The sequence below is a fragment of the Actinocrispum wychmicini genome (genome assembly GCF_004345645.1).
GTDB lineage: Bacteria > Actinomycetota > Actinomycetes > Mycobacteriales > Pseudonocardiaceae > Kibdelosporangium > Kibdelosporangium wychmicini.
This window is the reverse complement of sequence record NZ_SLWS01000003.1, coordinates 394611-411402: the sequence shown is the minus strand read 5'-3', so window position 1 is coordinate 411402 and position 16792 is coordinate 394611. Positions and strand designations below refer to the sequence as shown.

General features: G+C 70.0%; 14 protein-coding genes and 2 pseudogenes. 10 read left to right on the top strand and 6 right to left on the bottom strand.

Annotated features, from left to right (window positions below; translation table 11 throughout):
• Position 1: 1 nt before the first annotated feature.
• On the bottom strand, positions 2-1588 hold the full coding sequence (locus EV192_RS16100; protein ID WP_132116000.1) for an ABC transporter substrate-binding protein: 1587 nt from the start codon (positions 1586-1588) through the stop codon (positions 2-4).
• Positions 1589-1758: 170 nt separating this feature from the next.
• On the opposite strand from EV192_RS16100, the gene EV192_RS16095 reads away from it, so the two are divergent.
• The 5 genes from EV192_RS16095 to EV192_RS16075 all read left to right on the top strand — a co-directional run bounded on the left by EV192_RS16095 (position 1759) and on the right by EV192_RS16075 (position 7565).
• A complete protein-coding gene (locus tag EV192_RS16095; RefSeq protein ID WP_132115998.1) occupies positions 1759-2646 on the top strand; it encodes a serine hydrolase in 888 nt (295 codons plus the stop codon).
• Positions 2631-3767 (top strand): M20/M25/M40 family metallo-hydrolase, encoded by a 1137-nt coding sequence (locus EV192_RS16090; RefSeq protein ID WP_132115996.1) that lies wholly within the window; start codon positions 2631-2633, stop codon positions 3765-3767. Before EV192_RS16095 ends, EV192_RS16090 begins: the two co-directional genes overlap by 16 nt.
• Entirely contained in the window at positions 3748-4848 is a 1101-nt protein-coding gene (menC, locus tag EV192_RS16085; RefSeq protein WP_132115994.1) for an o-succinylbenzoate synthase, read from the top strand. The genes EV192_RS16090 and menC overlap by 20 nt, the downstream gene beginning before the upstream one ends.
• Positions 4849-4904: 56 nt before the next feature.
• On the top strand, positions 4905-6530 hold the full coding sequence (locus EV192_RS16080; RefSeq protein ID WP_132115992.1) for a PucR family transcriptional regulator: 1626 nt from the start codon (positions 4905-4907) through the stop codon (positions 6528-6530).
• Positions 6531-6680: 150 nt separating this feature from the next.
• Positions 6681-7565 (top strand): effector-associated domain 2-containing protein, encoded by an 885-nt coding sequence (locus EV192_RS16075; RefSeq protein ID WP_132115990.1) that lies wholly within the window; start codon positions 6681-6683, stop codon positions 7563-7565.
• A gap of 5 nt (positions 7566-7570) precedes the next feature.
• Here the strand turns inward: EV192_RS16075 and EV192_RS16070 are convergent, their stop codons facing one another.
• Together EV192_RS16070 and EV192_RS16065 are read right to left on the bottom strand one after the other, a co-directional pair.
• Entirely contained in the window at positions 7571-10516 is a 2946-nt protein-coding gene (locus EV192_RS16070; RefSeq protein ID WP_132115988.1) for a tetratricopeptide repeat protein, read from the bottom strand.
• Positions 10517-10543: 27 nt separating this feature from the next.
• Positions 10544-11671 (bottom strand): cation:proton antiporter, encoded by a 1128-nt coding sequence (locus EV192_RS16065; RefSeq protein WP_132115986.1) that lies wholly within the window; start codon positions 11669-11671, stop codon positions 10544-10546.
• A 63-nt stretch (positions 11672-11734) separates the two neighbouring features.
• Between EV192_RS16065 and EV192_RS16060 the strand changes: the two genes are divergently transcribed.
• Positions 11735-12235: a pyridoxamine 5'-phosphate oxidase family protein gene (locus EV192_RS16060; RefSeq protein WP_132115984.1), complete on the top strand. Its 501-nt coding sequence runs from the start codon at positions 11735-11737 to the stop codon at positions 12233-12235.
• Positions 12236-12389: 154 nt separating this feature from the next.
• On the opposite strand, the pseudogene EV192_RS16050 reads toward EV192_RS16060, so the two are convergent.
• Positions 12390-12791: pseudogene (locus EV192_RS16050) on the bottom strand (helix-turn-helix transcriptional regulator); the annotation flags it as partial.
• On the opposite strand from EV192_RS16050, the gene EV192_RS16045 reads away from it, so the two are divergent.
• On the top strand, positions 12730-13530 hold the full coding sequence (locus EV192_RS16045) for an NAD(P)H-binding protein (RefSeq protein WP_132116784.1): 801 nt from the start codon (positions 12730-12732) through the stop codon (positions 13528-13530). The pseudogene EV192_RS16050 and the gene EV192_RS16045 overlap by 62 nt on opposite strands.
• A 441-nt stretch (positions 13531-13971) precedes the next feature.
• The gene (locus EV192_RS16040) at positions 13972-14547 is read left to right on the top strand and encodes a hypothetical protein (RefSeq protein WP_132115981.1); all 576 of its coding nucleotides are present in this window, start codon (positions 13972-13974) and stop codon (positions 14545-14547) included.
• Here EV192_RS16040 and EV192_RS16035 read toward each other — a convergent pair.
• Positions 14534-15367 (bottom strand): dienelactone hydrolase family protein, encoded by an 834-nt coding sequence (locus EV192_RS16035; RefSeq protein WP_165960403.1) that lies wholly within the window; start codon positions 15365-15367, stop codon positions 14534-14536. The two genes, EV192_RS16040 and EV192_RS16035, sit on opposite strands and share 14 nt — an antisense overlap.
• Positions 15368-15403: 36 nt before the next feature.
• On the opposite strand from EV192_RS16035, the gene EV192_RS16030 reads away from it, so the two are divergent.
• Positions 15404-15739, top strand: a complete 336-nt coding sequence (locus EV192_RS16030) for an effector-associated constant component EACC1 (protein ID WP_132115977.1) — start codon at positions 15404-15406, stop codon at positions 15737-15739.
• A complete protein-coding gene (locus tag EV192_RS16025) occupies positions 15736-16347 on the top strand; it encodes a caspase, EACC1-associated type (protein WP_243726867.1) in 612 nt (203 codons plus the stop codon). Before EV192_RS16030 ends, EV192_RS16025 begins: the two co-directional genes overlap by 4 nt.
• A 78-nt stretch (positions 16348-16425) precedes the next feature.
• Here EV192_RS16025 and EV192_RS57375 read toward each other — a convergent pair.
• Positions 16426-16743: pseudogene (locus EV192_RS57375) on the bottom strand (tyrosine-type recombinase/integrase); the annotation flags it as partial.
• Positions 16744-16792: the final 49 nt, after the last annotated feature.

Genomic DNA, 16792 nt, shown 5'->3' with positions numbered 1-16792 from the left:
CCTACACCGCCGGCTTGATCCAGGTGACCCAGTTGACACCGGACATCCACGGGGTCGGCCCGGGACTGAACACGAACTGGGACCGCAACGCGTGCGCCGCGTCCTGCTCGAACAGCGGCACGTACGGCAGTTCCTCGGCGTTGAACCGCATGACGTCCAGCACCGGACCGACGTCGTCGGACAGCGCGGCGAGCTTCGCCTCCAGGTCGGGCGTGGTGATGTTGGCGGCGTTGAAGCCGTTCGGCGCGGCTCCGGCCTTGCCGAACAGGATCGGCAGCATCTCGCCGGGATAGGGCGTGCCGCCGCCGACGGCCAGGTACTGCAGCTTCAGATCCTTGTGCGCGACGATGGTCGCGATCCACTGCTGCTCGGGCACTGCCTTGGGCACCAGGGTGACGCCGATCGTGCCCAGGTTGCGGGCGAGGTTCTCGAGCACCAGCCGCGCCGCGGGCTGCGACGTCGAGTAGGGCACCTCGACGGTGAACCCGCCCGGGGACTTCGACCGCGCCAGTTCCTCCTTGGCCTTCGCCAGGTCGAACGGGTAGTTCGGCAGCCCGGCGATGATCTTGTCCGCCTGCTCCGGCCCCACCTTGGACGAGAGCTGCAGCGACGCCACCGGACTGGCCGACACCCGGGCCCGACCGCCGTACAGCGGTTCCAGCAGCCCCTGCCGGTCCACCGAGTACGCGATCGCGCGCCGGACGTGGATGTCGTCGAACGGCGCCGCGGTGACGTCCATCGACAGGAGGCTCACACCGATGCTGCGCGTGTAGGACATCGACACACCGGACATGCGTTCCCACTTGCGGGCGTCCTGCAGCGGCACACCGAACGTGCCGTCCACGTCGCCGGCGGTCATGGCCAGGCGCAGGGCCTCCGGGTCGCCGATCGGCTTACAGCTCAGCTTCACCACCTTCGGCCGCACGCCCCAGTACCCGTCGAACCGCTCGAAGTCCGCGCCGTCGGCGGGCGAGAACCGGGTGACCCGGTACGGCCCGGTGCCCATCCCCGGCTTGTCGGGCGTACCAAGGTCCTTGCCCGCGGCCTGGGCGTAGGACTTGCTCTGGATCATCCACACCAGCGCCGGCACGTACTTGAACTTCGGGTCGGGCGCGGAGAGCTTCACCGTGACCTGGTCGGGCCCAGTGGCCGTGACGTCCTGGACCGCGCCGAGGTACACCAGGGACTCGGCGGCCTGCGCCGGGTCGATCTGGCGGCGCAGCGAGTAGGCGACGTCCTCGGCGGTCATCGGGCTGCCGTCCCAGAACTTCACGTCGCGGCGCAGCGTGTACACGTAGGTCAGCGGGTCCGGGCTGGTCCAGGCGGTGGCCACGTTCGGCACGAGGTTGCCGTCATGGTCCATGTTCAGCAGCGAGTCGAACGCGGCCATGATCGCCGTGTTCGACAGGGCGTCCAAACCGTGTGCGATGTCCAACGACCGCGGCGCGCCGGACATCGCCCACGTCAGTTTCGGTATGTCGGCGTCGCCCGCCGATCGCTTGCCTTGTGGTCCCGCGCTGGTTCCGCCGCATCCGGCGAGCGCGAGCGCTGTAACCGACAACAACGCCACGATCCTGGTCAACCGCATTGTTCCACCTGCCTCGTCGCAAGGAATTCCCAAATCGTGGTCGTGGCGGGGCGCGGTGACTCCGTCGAGATCGACAACCGTCCGCCGGGGTGTTCGTCGGCCGCGACGAAGCGCTCGGGGCCGCCGCGGTTGTGCACTGTGGTTTCACCCACACAAGGAGCGGAGTGCCCATGGAGACAGCGCACGAGGTGACCGAGGAGATCACCCGCCGCGCGGAGGAGGTGGGCGTGCGGGTCTGGTTGCACGCCACCGACATCGACGGGTCGCGGCGGATCGGCATCGACGGCGCGCAGCCGGTCGTGGCGGCCTCGGTGTTCAAGGTGCCGGTGGCAGTGGAGTTGGCCAGGCAGGCCGCGGCCGGCGAGATCGACCTCGGTGAACGCGTCACGTACGTGCCCGGCACCGGCACGATGTCGCCGTACGGCCTGGCCACCTACCGGCACGAAGTCACCATCTCCTGGCACGACCTGGCCATCCTGATGATCGGCATCAGCGACAACGTGGCCACCGACCTGGTGGTCGGCAAGGTCGGACTGCCGGCCGTGGCCGAACTGCTGGCGCGCCTGGGCTTCACGCACACCGCCGTGCCGCACGACTGCGAAGGGCTGTTCCAGACCGTGCGCGACGACCTCGGCACGGAGTTCTCCGAAGAGACGTTCGGCGACCTGACTCGCGAGGACTACCTGCGGCTGCGCATTCTCGACCCGGCCCAGACCTGCCGGACGTCCGCCGAGGAGATCACCCGGCTGCTGGCCATGGTGTGGCGCGACCAGGCCGCGCCCGAACAGGCCTGCGCCGACGTCCGCAACTGGCTCGGACTGCAGGTGTGGCCGCATCGGCTGCGGTCGGGCTTCCACACCGACGGCATCCGTGTGTCCGGCAAGACCGGCACGTTGCCGATGGTCCGCAACGAAGCCGGAGTCGTCGAGTACCCCGACGGCGGCCGGTACGCGGTCGGCGTGTTCACGCAGGCGTACGACACGCGTATGCAGGCTCCTGAGCGGGACAACTTCATCGGCTTCGCGGCGGCGCGCGCGATCGAATGGCTGCGCGCGTGACCGACGTACACCAGTTCACCAAGTCACTGCCGGTGATCCTCGCCGACATCGAGCGGCTGGTGCGGCAGGAGTCCCCGTCCGCCGACGCGGCCGCCGTGGCCGCGTGTGCCGATCTGGTGGCCCGGCTCGGGACCACGGTCCTGGGCGTGGCACCCGACCGGATCGGCCCGCACCTGCGGTGGCGGCTCGGCACCGGACCGGCACGGGTCCTCGTCCTCGGCCACCACGACACCGTGTGGCCGGTGGGATCGTTGGCCTCTCATCCGTTCTCGACGCTCGGCGGCATCCTGCGCGGCCCCGGCTGCCTGGACATGAAGACCGGTGTGGTGATGGCGCTGCACGCGGTGGCCGCGCTCGCCGACCCCGCCGGTGTCACAGTGCTGATCACCGGCGACGAGGAAGTGGGCTCGCCGTCGTCCCGCGCCCTGATCGAGGCGGAAGCCGCGGGCTGTGCGGCGGCCCTGGTGCTGGAGGCGGCGGCGGACGGCGCGCTCAAGATCGCCCGCAAGGGCGTGTCGTTGTACGAGGTCCGCGCCATCGGTCGGGCCGCGCACGCCGGGTTGGAGCCCCACCTCGGCGTCAACGCGGTGCTCGAACTGGCGCACCAGATCCCGGTCGTCGCCCAGTTCGCCGACGAGCAGGCAGGTACGACGGTGACACCCACCCTGCTGAAGGCCGGCACGACCACCAACACGGTCGCCGCGCGGGGCAGCTTCCATGTGGACGTGCGCGTCACCGACGAGGCCGAGCAGGCGCGCGTGGACAAGCGGATGCACGCGCTCACCCCGTTCCTGGCCGACGCCAACTTGGAGATTCTGGGCGGACCGAACCGGCCGCCGCTGCCGGTCAGCGCTTCAATGGACCTGTTCGCCCGCGCCCAGCGGCTGGGCAAGGGCCTCGGCCTCGATCCGGTGACCGGGGTCGCGGTGGGCGGCGCCTCGGACGGCAACTTCACCGCCGGCGTCGGTGTCCCGACGCTCGACGGGCTGGGCGCGGCCGGCGGCGGCGCCCACGCCGACCACGAACACGTGCTGATCGACGAGATCCCCGGCCGCACCGCGCTGCTAGCTGTCCTGATCGAAGAGCTTCTGGAGGAGTCAGGTGAAACTCACCGGGGTTGAGCTGCGGTGGATCCGGATGCCGCTGGTGGCGCCGTTCCGCACGTCGTTCGGTACGCAGGAAGCCCGGGAGGTGCTCCTGCTGCGGGCGGTCACCGACGAGGAAGAGGGTTGGGGCGAGTGCGTGGCCATGTCCGATCCGGTGTACTCGCCGGAGTACCTGGAGGGCTGCGCGGACGTGCTGCGCCGGTTCTTCGTGCCCACGCTGACCGCGTTGGACCGGCTCGACGCCACGACGGTCGCGCCCGCGCTGCGCCGGTTCCATGGGCACCCGATGGCCAAGGGCGCGTTGGAGATGGCCGTGCTGGACGCGGAACTGCGCGCCCGGGGCGTGCCGTTGGCACGGGAGCTCGGTGCCGAACACGAGGACGTGCCGTGCGGTGTGTCGGTCGGCATCATGGACTCGATCGACGCCCTGCTCGACGCGGTGGACGGGTACCTGGCCGCCGGCTATGTGCGGATCAAGCTGAAGATCGAACCGGGGTGGGACGTCGAGCCGGTCCGGGCGGTCCGTGAGCGGTTCGGCGATGTGCTTCTCCAAGTCGACGCCAACACCGCGTACACCTTGGGCGACGCGCGGCACCTCGCCCGGCTCGACCCGTTCGACCTGCTGCTGATCGAGCAGCCGCTGCCCGAGGACGACCTGCTCGGCCACGTCGAACTGGCCAAGGTGCTGGCCACCCCGGTGTGCCTGGACGAGTCGATCACGTCCGCCCGCAGCGCCGCGGCCGCCATCACCCTCGGCGCGTGCCAGATCGTCAACATCAAGCCCGGACGGGTCGGCGGCTACCTGGAGGCCCGGCGCGTCCATGACGTCTGCGCGGCGCACGGGGTGCCGGCGTGGTGCGGCGGGATGCTGGAGACCGGGCTCGGCCGGGCCGCCAACGTCGCGCTCGCGGCGCTGCCGGGCTGCACCCTGCCCGGCGACACGTCGGCCTCGGACCGCTACTACAGCACCGACATCACCGAGCCGTTCGTGCTGCAGGACGGCCGGCTGCCCGTGCCGACCGGCCCTGGACTGGGTGTCCGGCCGATCCACCACCTGCTGGCGGAGGTGACCACCTCCACCGAGTGGTTGTCGTGAGCGACGAACATCGGGCACACTCTCGTCGAACTCGACGAAGTCAAGGGGTCGACACCATGCCCGTACGTCCCCGCGCCAGCCTCGGCCGGGTCCTGGAGGACCTCGGCACGACGCTGCTCGATCTGGTCCACGGCGATCCCGACGGGGTGGACCGGATCGACGGCGTCGCCATCCACGACCCGCTGGACCAGCCCGTGCTGTCCCCGCACGCGCTGGTGCTCGGCGTCGGGCTGGACGGCGCCGAGCCGATCGCGGACGCGTTGCGCCGGCTCGGGACGCAGGGCGCGGCGGCCCTTGTCGTGCGGTCACCGGTGCCGGAGGACGCGCTGATCGCCGCCGCGGCCCACGACTCGGGGGTGGCGCTGCTCAGCCTCACTCGCGGGGCGTCGTGGGCCCAGCTCGCCGCGCTGCTGCGGACGCTGTTGGCTGAGGGCGAGGTCGGGTCGGACGAGCCGGAACCCGTCGGCGGGCCGCCGTTCGGCGACCTGTTCGCGCTGGCGAACGCGGTGGCCGCGCTGCTGGACGCGCCGGTGACCATCGAGGACCGCAGTTCGCGGGTGCTGGCGTTTTCCGGCCGGCAGGAGGAGGCCGACGCGTCCCGGGTGGAGACGATCCTCGGCCGGCAGGTCCCCGACCGGCTCACCCGCCCGCTGGAGGAGATGGGCGTGTTCCGCGACCTGTACCGCAGCGACCAGCCCGTCTACATCGACCTGTCGACCGGCCAGTTGGAAGAAGGCATGCTGCCCCGGGTGGCGATCGCGGTCCGCGCGGGCGACGAGGTCCTCGGCTCGATCTGGGCCGCCGTGCACGGCCCGCTGGCCCCGGACCGGGCCCGCGCCTTCCAGGACTCGGCCAAGCTCGTCGCCCTGCACATGCTGCGCCGGCGGGCGGGCGCGGACGTGCAACGCCGGCTGCGCGCGGACCTGGTCGGCCAGGCCCTGGAGGGCGGGGCGGGCGCGACCGAGGCGATCCGACGGCTGGGGCTGCTCGGCCGGGCGGCCGTGGTGGTCGCGATGTCCCCGGCCGACCCGAACGTGGGCGACCCGAGCGTGGACTCGCACGCCCGCCTGACCGCCGAACGCCAGCGGATCTCCGACGCGTTCGCCATCCACTTGGGCGCGGTGTACCCACGTTCGGCGATCGCGTTGCTCGGCGACGTGGTGTACGCGATCGCCCCGGTCGCCGACCCGCTCGACGCGGCCAGGGTCGCGACCGACTTCCTCGATCGCGTCGGTGACCGGGTGAACGCACGCGCCGGCGTCGGCTGTGTGGCCGAGGACATCGCGGGGCTACGTAAGTCCCGTGCCGCAGCGGACCGCGCGTTGCGCGTGCTGCGTTCCGGCGCAGGTCGTCGACGGGTCGCGCAGTTGTCCGATGTCGAAGTCGAAGTGCTGCTGCTGGAACTCCGGGATCTGATGGCCGCCCAAGGCGACCAGCCCACCGGCCCGATCGAACGCCTCACCAGCTACGACGCCGAGCACGGCACGGACCTCGTGGCGACCCTGCGGGCGTGGCTCGACGCGTTCGGCGACGTCGTGGCCGCGTCCGCCGCGATGTACGTGCACCAGAACACTTTCCGCTACCGGCTGCGTAGGTTGGCCGAGGTGGGCGGCGTGGACCTGGCCGACCCGGACGCCCGCTTCGCCGCCATGCTGCACCTGCGGCTGATGCCCCCTGGCTAACGGACGCCGGCCGGGGCAGCCACCTGACCGGCGTGGCCATGCTCGGGGTGGCGATCATCGTGGTGGTCATCCGCCGGGTGACCGCTCCCCAGCCGCCCGCGAGAGTACGCTGACCAGGACTGTGACGCCTCCGGGACGGTGGGTTCGTTGGTGACGGCTGGGCACCGCACGATCGTGTGCGTCGATGTCGCGGCGTTCAGCGACCCCAGGCGGACGTCGATGCACCAGATGGTCGTGCGTGAGGGTCTGTACCACACCTTGCAGACGGCGTTCGACGAGTCCGGCGTTCCCTGGCAGGACTGTCAACTGGAAGACCGCGGTGACGGCGCGTTGATCCTGGTGCCGCCGGAGTATCCCGCCCATTGGTTGGCGGATCGGTGGCCGGACCGGTTGTTGACGCACTTGCGGCGGTACAACGCGATACACGCTGAAGAAGCCAGAATGCGGCTGCGGGTGTCGCTGCACTCGGGTGAAGTGTCGGAGAACGAACAGGGTGTGGCGAGTCAGGCGATCAACACGGCGTTCCGCCAGCTCGACGCGCAGCAGGCGAAGGTGGCACTGCGCGCGTCGGGCGGGACGCTGGCCCTGATCGCGTCGGACGAGTTCTTCCATGATGTGATCAAGCAGGAACCCGCTGCCGCACCCGCGTCATACCAACAGATCGCCGTGGCGATGAAGGACTCCAGGACCCTCGCCTGGCTGCGCCTGCTCGACGCCGCGCAGGCGGACACCGCCCCGCCTGGCCCCGGCCGGCATGACGTGACCGCTCTGGTCGACGCGGCGCTGGACATCGACATCCTGCGCGACCCACGCGGCCGGGAACTCGTCTTCGACCAGTTGCGGCCCGAGATCGCCAACGCGGTGCCCTATTTCCCGCGGCAGCGGCACCACATGTTCTCGCTCATTCAGACCTGCATGAACTACCCGGGCGGTCTCCAGGAACTCATCGAGGTCGTTCGCCAGCTGGAGGGCGACTCCCCGGTCGTGCACAGGTTCGCCGCCGCGGCCGACCTCGTCCTGACCCGGGACAAGTAGCGATCTCACCACGCGTCGGACATCGCGCCGTCGGCGTCCAGGCCGAACTGTTTGACGTGTGCCCATGTCGGGTCGGCCGGCCGTGTCATGGCCATCCGGATCAGGGCGTACGAGCGACCCGCGTCGGCGGCCCGCCGGGCGAGGCGTTCGGCGGCGTCCCGGTCGCCGGTCTGTTCCCGCATCACCGCCAGCATCGCGAGGGTGTCCGGATGACCGGCGCGCAACGCCTGGTCCGCCAGGCGTTCCGCGTCCTCGTGGTCGCCTGCCCGCGCACGCATCCTGGCGAGGTTCGAGAAAGCCGCCGGCGATCCGTCCCGTAAGCTCTGGTGTGCCAGGCTTTCCGCTTCTTCGCGGTCGCCGGCGCGTTCCCGGATGATCGCCAGATTCGTCAACGCCTCCGTGTGCCCGGCGTCAAGCGCCCGCCGATACAGCTCCTCTGCCCCACGACTGTCCCCCACCTGCTCCCGCATCATCCCCAACGTCGCCAACGTATCCGGATGACCCGCCCGAGTTGCTTGCAGGGCAAGGTCTTCCGCTTCTTCGCGGTCGCCGGCGCGTTCCCGGATGATCGCCAGATTCGTCAACGCCTCCGTGTGCCCGGCGTCAAGCGCCCGCCGATACAGCTCCTCTGCCCCACGACTGTCCCCCACCTGCTCCCGCATCATCCCCAACGTCGCCAACGTATCCGGATGACCCGCCCGCGCGGCCCGTTCGGTCAGACGCTGTGCCTCCGCGTGATCACCGGACTCGGCGCGCATCTCGGCAAGCATCGCGAGGGTGTCCGGATGCCCCGCTCGCGCGGCCTGCTCGGCGATGCGTTCCGCTGCCGGCCGGTCCCCGGCTCGTTCCCGCATCCTGGCCAGGTTCGTGAGCGCGGTCGGCGGGCCGCCACGCAAACTCATGTGCGCCAGGCGTTCCGCGTCCTCCTGGTCGCCGGCACGTTCCCGCATCATCGCCAGGTTCGCCAACGCGATCGGATGGCGGGCGTCCGCCGCGTAGTGCGCCAGGCGTTCCGCGTCCTCCTGGGCACCCGCCCGCTCACGCATCTCCACCAGGCGCATCAACGCGGCGAGCCGTCCGTTGCGGGCCGCGTTCAGGGCGATTCGCTCGGCGCCGTCGTGATCGCCATCCCGTTCACGCTGTTCCACCAGGTCCACGACCGCGGACACGTAACCGGCGTCGCTGGCGTGGGCGGCCAGCCGGTCGGCGCTTTCGACGTCACCGGCTTTCCTGCGCATCATCGCCAGCATCGCCATGGTGTGCGGGTCCCCGAGTTGGGCCGCCTGTTCCGCGACCAGTTCGGCACCCCAGTGGTCGCCCGCGCGTTCTCTCGTCTCCGCGAGAAAGAGCAGCGCGTAGGGATGCCCGGCGGCCGCCGCCTCACGGTAGCGCTGCTCGTCCGCCACGCCATGGCCGGACTCCACCAGGATCTCCGCCAGCATCATCGACGCATACGGGTGCCCGGTGTGGCTGGCTTTCGTGCAGAGCGCGGCGGCGATCCTCAGCCGATGTCGCCGCTGCGCGCTCTTCGCGAGGCCAGCCAGGTCGTCCGGACGGGCACTGCACTCGACACAGGCGTCCCAGAAACCTTGCGGCGGCACAAGGGAAATACGGGTTCGCCTGCCGTGCTGGTCGAGATATCCCTCCAACCGGTACCGGTCGTGGCCATCGGCTGTCAGCACGCTCGTGTCGGCGTCGCCGAGGCGCGTGAGTTCGTACACCGTGTCAGCGAACCAGTTCGGCGTGCGCTCGACTTTCCGCAGCTCCCGACTGTCTAAATAGGACGGTGCCGCGTGGCTCAGCAGCGCGGCGGGCAGCCACTCACCGTGACCTAACCGCCGGGCGTCCATGGCCGCGTGGATGACGGCACGGACGGGCGGGGCGGCGAGCCGGTAGCGCTGCATGAGATCGGGAACACCGGCGAGAAACTGGGTCACCGCGCCGCCTTCGGCGTGGTCGGCCGCCTCGACCAGGCGAGGGTCGCCGGTGTCCCGCGCCGCCTGCTGCTCCTCGTCGGTGAACGTGTCCGGCCACGGAATGCCGCGCCCGTCCAGAAGCAGACGAGCGGACGCGAACGTGTCCGGCTCGCCCGACTGCGGTCGGCGGGTCAACTGGGACCACAGGTCCGGCCAGAGCGTGCCGAGCACCAGCACCGGCCCGCGGGCCCGGGACGCCAACAGTTCCCGCAGGCCGTCGGCGACCTGCCGGGCCAGCGGGGCGGCCGGCTCGACCAGGTACCGCTGAACCTCGTTGAGCCACACCACGGTTCGCGCGCCGACCGACGGCAGGTCGCGCAGGAACGTCGTGACGTCGACCGGGCTGATCGGCGGCCACACCGACCAGCCACTGTCGGCGAGGCTCTCGGTCCCGGCGTCCGGCGCCCACCGCAGCGCCTCGTAACACGCCCGGGTCTTGCCCGACGTCGAGTCGCTGACCAGGACCACCATCTCCGACCGGCCGGCCCGGACCTGGTCGACGGCCCGCTGGATCGCCCGGTCGCCGGGGCGGACGACGTACGGCGGCAACTCGGGCAGTGTGTCGTTGTCAGGGCTGAGGTTGGCCACGTGCACCTCGAGATCACCCGGGGACACCGCCAGGACGGGCCGGCCGAGCGGGCGCTGCCCGGCCGCCTGCGCCCACAGCGTGCGGATCCGTTCGACCTCGGGATGCCCCCGGACACCCGGTCCGAGCCGGGGCTGCAACAAGGCGGCCACCACGGCGACCACGTCACGCGCGTCGGCCGGCAGCGAATCGCCGCTGATCACGTCCCCGATCGCGGTCCGGTCCGGCGTCGGGTCGATGTCCAGGCTGTGGATGCGGGTGTGGATCGCGTCCAGCGAGATCGGGTACGCCGCCAGGTACAGCTCGTACACCGCGTCCTTGAGGTCACGCAGGGGCCCTTGGGGTACGTCAGGTCGCGGCAACGGCCGCGTGCCCCCGTCGGGTCCCATCCGGCAATTATCCCCAGCCCACCGAGGTCACTTCGCACTGCGCACCGCGGCAGCGGCCGACCAGGCGGTCACCGCGACGCTGACCAGCGCGGCCGCCAGAATCGCGCTCCCTTCACCCGGCGCGAGCAGCTGCGAACGCGTACCGATCGTCACCGCCGCGACCGGCACACCCAACTGCGCCCCGGCCAACACCGCCAACGGCAACGGCTGCCCCACCAGGCGCACCGACGCGTGCACCACGACCGTCCCCACCGCCAACAACGCGGCCAACACGATCATCAACGGATGATCACCCAGCTCCGCCAGGTCCAAGGACGCGCCCAACCACACGAAGAACACTGGCCCGAGGAACCCGTCGGTGACCGCGAACAGCTGACGCGCCAACCGCCTCGGCTCACCGACCGCGGCCAGCGCGAGCCCGGCCACGAACCCGGCGAGCATCACCGACACACCCAGCAGCTGCGCCAACCCGGCCATCCCGAACACCACGATCAGCGCGATCCGTAGCTCCAGCCCGAAATGCCGGGTCTTGCTGACCTCGTGTGCCCGTTCCACCAAGCCACGCGCCTGCAACCACCACAACAACAGCCACCACACCGCACCGACCGCGATCACCGCGAGCGCGCCCAACGCCGCCCGACCAGCCCGTGCGGGATCCTCAGCCAACGGCAACGCGACAATGCATACTGTATCCGCGACGGCGACCTGCACCATCGTGGCGATCACAGCCGAGCCGTCGAGCTTCGCCGCGTTGATCACCGGCATCACCAGGGCCGCCGAACTGGACGCCAGCAGCACCGCATACAGCAACCCGTGGCCGGTGCCGGTCAACGCGGCCACACCCAGCCCAGCCGGAACGGCCAGGACACCCACCACAACGGCCAGGAGCACTCCCCTGCCCGCGGCGACCCGCAACGCCTTGTCGCGCACCGGCACATGACTGCCCGCGACCAGCATCACCAGCGCGAACCCCGCAGTGGCTACGAACGACAGCACCGGCTCATCCGCGTTCACCCACCCGGTCCCGGTCCGCCCGACAACCACACCCAGCAGGATCTCCCCCACCACGACCGGCACCCGAAGCCGCTTCGGCGCGGCGAGCAACGGCCCGGCAAGGCCCACGGCCATGACCAACGCCAACGTGAACAGGCTCATCGCGTCCCAGTGTCACATTCCGCCGCCGTCACGGAGCCACGCCACGTCGGGCATGATCGACGGATGGGCAAGAGCGAGGCCCCCGCCGACCACGCACGGGCCGTCATCGACAGCAACCGCTACCTGACGCTGGGCACCGCCGACCAGAGCGGCCAACCATGGACGTCCCCGGTGTACTTCGCCCCGGCGAACGAGTGGGAGTACTACTGGATCTCGGCCCCGGACGCCCAGCACTCACGCAACATCGCCGAGCGTCCACAGGTGAGCATCGCCATCTTCGACTCCACCGTCCCGCCCTACCACGGACGCGCCGTGTACGCACTCGGCGAAGCCCACGAACTGTCCGGTAGCGAACTCGACCGCGGCCTCAATGTCTATCCCGGGTCTGAAAGCCGCGGTGGCGCACCCTGCACCCTCGAGGATGTGACCGGACCGGCGCCGTACCGCCTTTACCGCGCGACGGTGTCGGACCTGTGGATCCTGTGCCCACGGGAGCCCAAGCAGCCATGCCCGTTGCACGGCCTCGCCAAGGACCACCGAACCCGCGTGACACGGCCCGGTTGAGAGGTTCAACGGACCGAACTCGTCCACACAGACCACCCGGCCATCGGCGGGCGGATGGTCGTAAGATCAAGGATCCGGCGCGTCTTGCCGATGACGTCCGGATCGGTAGACGTCTTCCAGGTCGTGGTGGTCTGCCACGAAATCCCGCAGATACTCACCGATCTTCCGCGGCCGTCCCCCGCTCCGTAGCGCCGGGGTCAGCGCACTGGCGGCGCCAGACCGAGGGGCTGACGCCGCGGGCGCGTTTGAACGCGACGCTGAAGGCGAAGGCGTCCTCGTATCCGACCGTGCGGGCGACGGTGGCCTCGGTGTCCCGGAGCAGGTCCGCCCCCAGGGTCATCCGCCAGCCGGTGAGGTAGGTGAGCGGGGGCTGGCCGACGAGGCTGGTGAAGCGTGCGGCGAACGCGGCGCGGGACATTCCGACCTTGGCGGCCAGTGCGGCGACCGTCCACCGGTGGGCGGGATCCTCGTGCAGCAGGCGCAGCGCGTCGCCGATAGCGGGATCGGCCAGCGCCCGGTGCCAGGCAGGGAGCGCCGCCCCCGGTCTGGCACACCATGCGTCCCGCACCAGCGGCGACGTCCGCTTCGACCTAGGCAACCCAACAACCTGGGCGCCCGCGCTCGACGGTGTCACCGCCGCCTACATCGTGGAGCCCAGCCTGCAGGCGAGCGCGGACCGCATCCCCAGGTTCGTGGCCGAAGCGGTCGCCGCCGGCGCGCGTCGGCTGGTGCTGCTGTCAGCCGGCGGCGTCGGGGAGGCCGACGACAGTCATCCCCTCAAGGCCCCCGAGCAGGCCGTGCGCGGCTCCGGCGTCGACTGGACCATCCTGCGACCGGACTGGTTCTCGCAGAACTTCAGCGAGGGCCCCTGGCTGCCAGGAATCCTCGACGGGACCCTCTCCCTGCCCACCGGTGACGGGCGCACGCCGTTCATCGACGCTGAGGACATCGCCGAGGTCGCCGCGTCGGCGCTCACCGACGACCGCCACAGCGGCCAGATCTACCAGCTGACCGGCCCGCGGGCGATAAGCTTCGGCGAGGCGGCCGACCTCATCAGCAAGGCCACCGGGCGCACGATTCGTCACGTCGACCTCGCCCCCGAGGTCCACGTCGAGCGCCAGGTCGCCAACGACGTCCCACCCGACATCGCGCGGCTGCTCACCGGCATCCTCGTGACCATCCGTGACGGCTTGGCCGCCGAGACCGCCGACGGCGTAGAACGAGCCCTCGGCCGACCGGCCAGGCCGTTCGAGGCCTACGCCGCCGAGACCGCCGCCGCAGGCCACTGGAACTGACCCGACCGACCCACAGCCGCGACGATCACTCCGCCCCACACGCTGGCCGCACTGGACCTGGCGACGGGCAAGCAGAACACCGCGATCAGCGCCTACATCCGACGGCGCAACACCCAAGGATGCGTGACGAGCCACTAGCACAAACCGCGCATTGACACACATCATCATCGGCCAATTTGATTATTATTCACCAACGTTCGCGGCACTGCGCTCGCGATCGGCGACACCGAAAACGTCACGATCCGGATAACAGTGCCACAGAACGCTTTGGTTCGCAGCCCGTCGCGGATAATTTGATGAGGTCATCCGCCATTAGTGGGCAACGACACCATTGAGTTGCCGTCGATTGTGCCCATGGAATATCGGCCTGACCAGGTGGGCGCCCTGGCCGCCATTCCCGTCATGAGAAAAGACAGGGGTATCACGAAACGGAGGATTCTGATGAACACCACCCTGAACCCCAGCCCGCGCAGGCGCGGAGCGATGGCCAAGGCGAGCGTGGTCGCGCCGCTGATCGCGCTAGGCGCCCTGCTCCCGGCGCCGGCCGCGCAGGCCGCGGTCGGCTCGGTCACCTGTACCGGCAGCAGCCACGCCGCCTACAACCCCGGCCTGACTCTCACTCCCCAGACCATCACCGTGACCGAGACCGACACGGTCCCGAACTGCACCTCCACCGACTCCACCCTGACCAGCGTCATCACCGCCGGCCCCTACTCGTACCCCGTCGCGAACGCCGGCTGCAACTACGCCATGGTCATCCCCGTCGGCGGCGGCAGCTTGACCGTGCACTGGAACAACGGCCAGACCTCCACCCTCACCGGCCTCGTCAACGAGCTGACCGCCACCGGCGGCATCGTGCAGAACATCGCCGTCGGCACCGTCACCGCGGGCGAGTTCACCGGCGCCGCCGCGACAATCACCTACGCATATCCACTCGTCAACACACTGCAGTGCCTGGCACCCGGCGGACTGACCAGCCAGGACGGCACCATCCTGGTCCAGATCATCGGCGTTTGAAAATACCGGCACCGTCAGCGCCAGCGGAATCGCCGCGGCGATCAGGGCTTGGGATCCCAGATAGGCGGCGAGCGATGAAATCGCGCCAATGGGCGACAGCTGCCAGCGTGGTGTCGGCGTGGGCGCCCGGGTGGCCGCTCAATTGCTTGTCCGGTGCGCCCAGTTGGTCGAAAAGGGCGAGTTGGCCGTCCGTGGGAAAGACCTCGTCATGCCACTGGATGTGGAAAAGGACTGGGGCAGTGACCTGCCTCGCGTCTCGGGCGATGCGCTGCGGTGCGTCCATTCCTTGATGCATGGCCGGCCCTTGCCGCAGCCCGAACTTGCCGATGACCACCGCGCGGAGCCGGTCGCCCAGAGCGGCCGCCAGCGGCAGGCCGAACCGGGTCCCCATGGACATACCGAGGTACCCCAAGCGCTCGGTGTCCACGACGCCCTGCGCCCCGAGAGCGTCGATGGTCGCGTGCCAGTCGTCCGCCATCCGGTCGAGAACGACGTCGATCCCCACTTCCGAGATGCGCGCCTGATACTCCGCGGCTGCCAGCGGAGAGGGAACCCGATCGCCGTGGTACGGCCCGTCAATCGCGACTGCCGCGAGGCCGGCATGGCAGGCGAACCAGCGAGCCAGACCGACAATGCGCGCGCTCCTCTTGTGCCCGCTCCCCCCGTGCCCCAACAGGATCAGGCCGAGTGACAAGCCGGGAGACGGCGGCAACCACAGCACGCCCGGCACAGCCCCCACCAACCGGGCAAGGCGAAACGACCGCTCGACGACACCACCGTCCACCACCCGACGATCGATCCACTCAACTGCCTCAGCCACACCGCCATCCAACCAACCGATGGGTGAGTCGCGTGGATGAGCGTCGCGATTCGGGTCTACCTCGCCGACAACACCGACATCGACTTGTTGGGCAGGTGGCTGGGCGACGTTCCGGATGTCAGCACGGAGCCGGTGCCCAGCCCGTCAGGCCCAGCAGAGCAGGGCGACGCCTGGGAGTTCCTGAGCGTGCTGTGCGGCAGTGGCGGAGCCGCGGCCGTCGCCTTGCGCGCGCTGGCGATCTGGATCGAGTCCAAGGTCACCCACGCCCGAGTGAAGATCGGCGATGTCGAAGTCGTCCTGCGCGGGCCTGATGCCGAGGCGTTGGCGCGGCTGGTGGAGGCGTCCGGCAAAGCGGTCCAGGGCGGCTCGTGACCGGCATCGACTTCGCCCGGTCCCGGGCCATCCTGGTCGGCACCGGCACCTACACCCACGGCTTGCCCGCGATGCCCCAGGCCGTCAACAGCCTCCACGCGATGCGCGACCTCCTGGTCGGGCCCCGATGCGGCTGGCCTGAAGACCGAGTCAAGCCGTTCGAGAACGAAGTGGAAGGCGGGGGCGTCCAACGGCAGACCGCCGCGCTGATCCACGACGTCAAGGACGTGCTGCTGTTCTACTACGTCGGCCACGGGCAGCTACTGGACGGCGAGGACCTGGGCATGGCCCTGGTCGACACGGAACACGATCCGAGGATGCGGTCCTCGACGTCCTGGCGGTTCAACGACCTGCGCGAGGAGTTGACGTACCGCTGCTCGGCACGGGTCAAGGTGGTCCTGCTCGACTGCTGCTTCTCCGGACTGGCGACCAGGTACACCCAAGGTGTCGGTCTGGCCGACGAAATCCAGGTGGCCACGAGGATCGAGGGCGCCTACACGCTGACCGCGTCCAGAGCGTCCCAGGAAGCCCGCCACGAGCAGGACGAGCACGGACTCACCTACTTGGCCCAGTGCTTGGGTAGCTACACCCAAGGGCAAACCTACTGATCAGTAGTGAACGGGCTGGCCCTCGGCGTGGCGCCGATCTATTGTGCCGACCCGACTGAATCTGTTGCGAGGTCCGATTTACAGGTGTTCTGCCCAGCCGGCGGCGATGTCTTCGGGTGGGTTGGTGTAGATCCGCAGGTAGCGGTCGTTGGCGTGGCCGAGGCGGCGTTCGAGTTCGGCGCGGTTGTGCCCGGACTCGGCAGACAGCCGGTAGCCGTAGGTGTGGCGGGCGTCGTGCGGGCGCAGCCGGCCGAGCTGGCGGTCGGTTCCGTGGACTTCCAGGTCGTGGATGCGACCGACCTCGCTGACGATCGTGTTGACGGTGCGCGGCGACAGGCGGCCACCCTGGCGTCGGGTCTTGATCGTGATCGCGGCGAGAAACAGCGCGATCGAGTGTGGGTCGGCATCGGTGGGGCGTTCGTGTTCGAGGTAGTCGCCAGAGCGA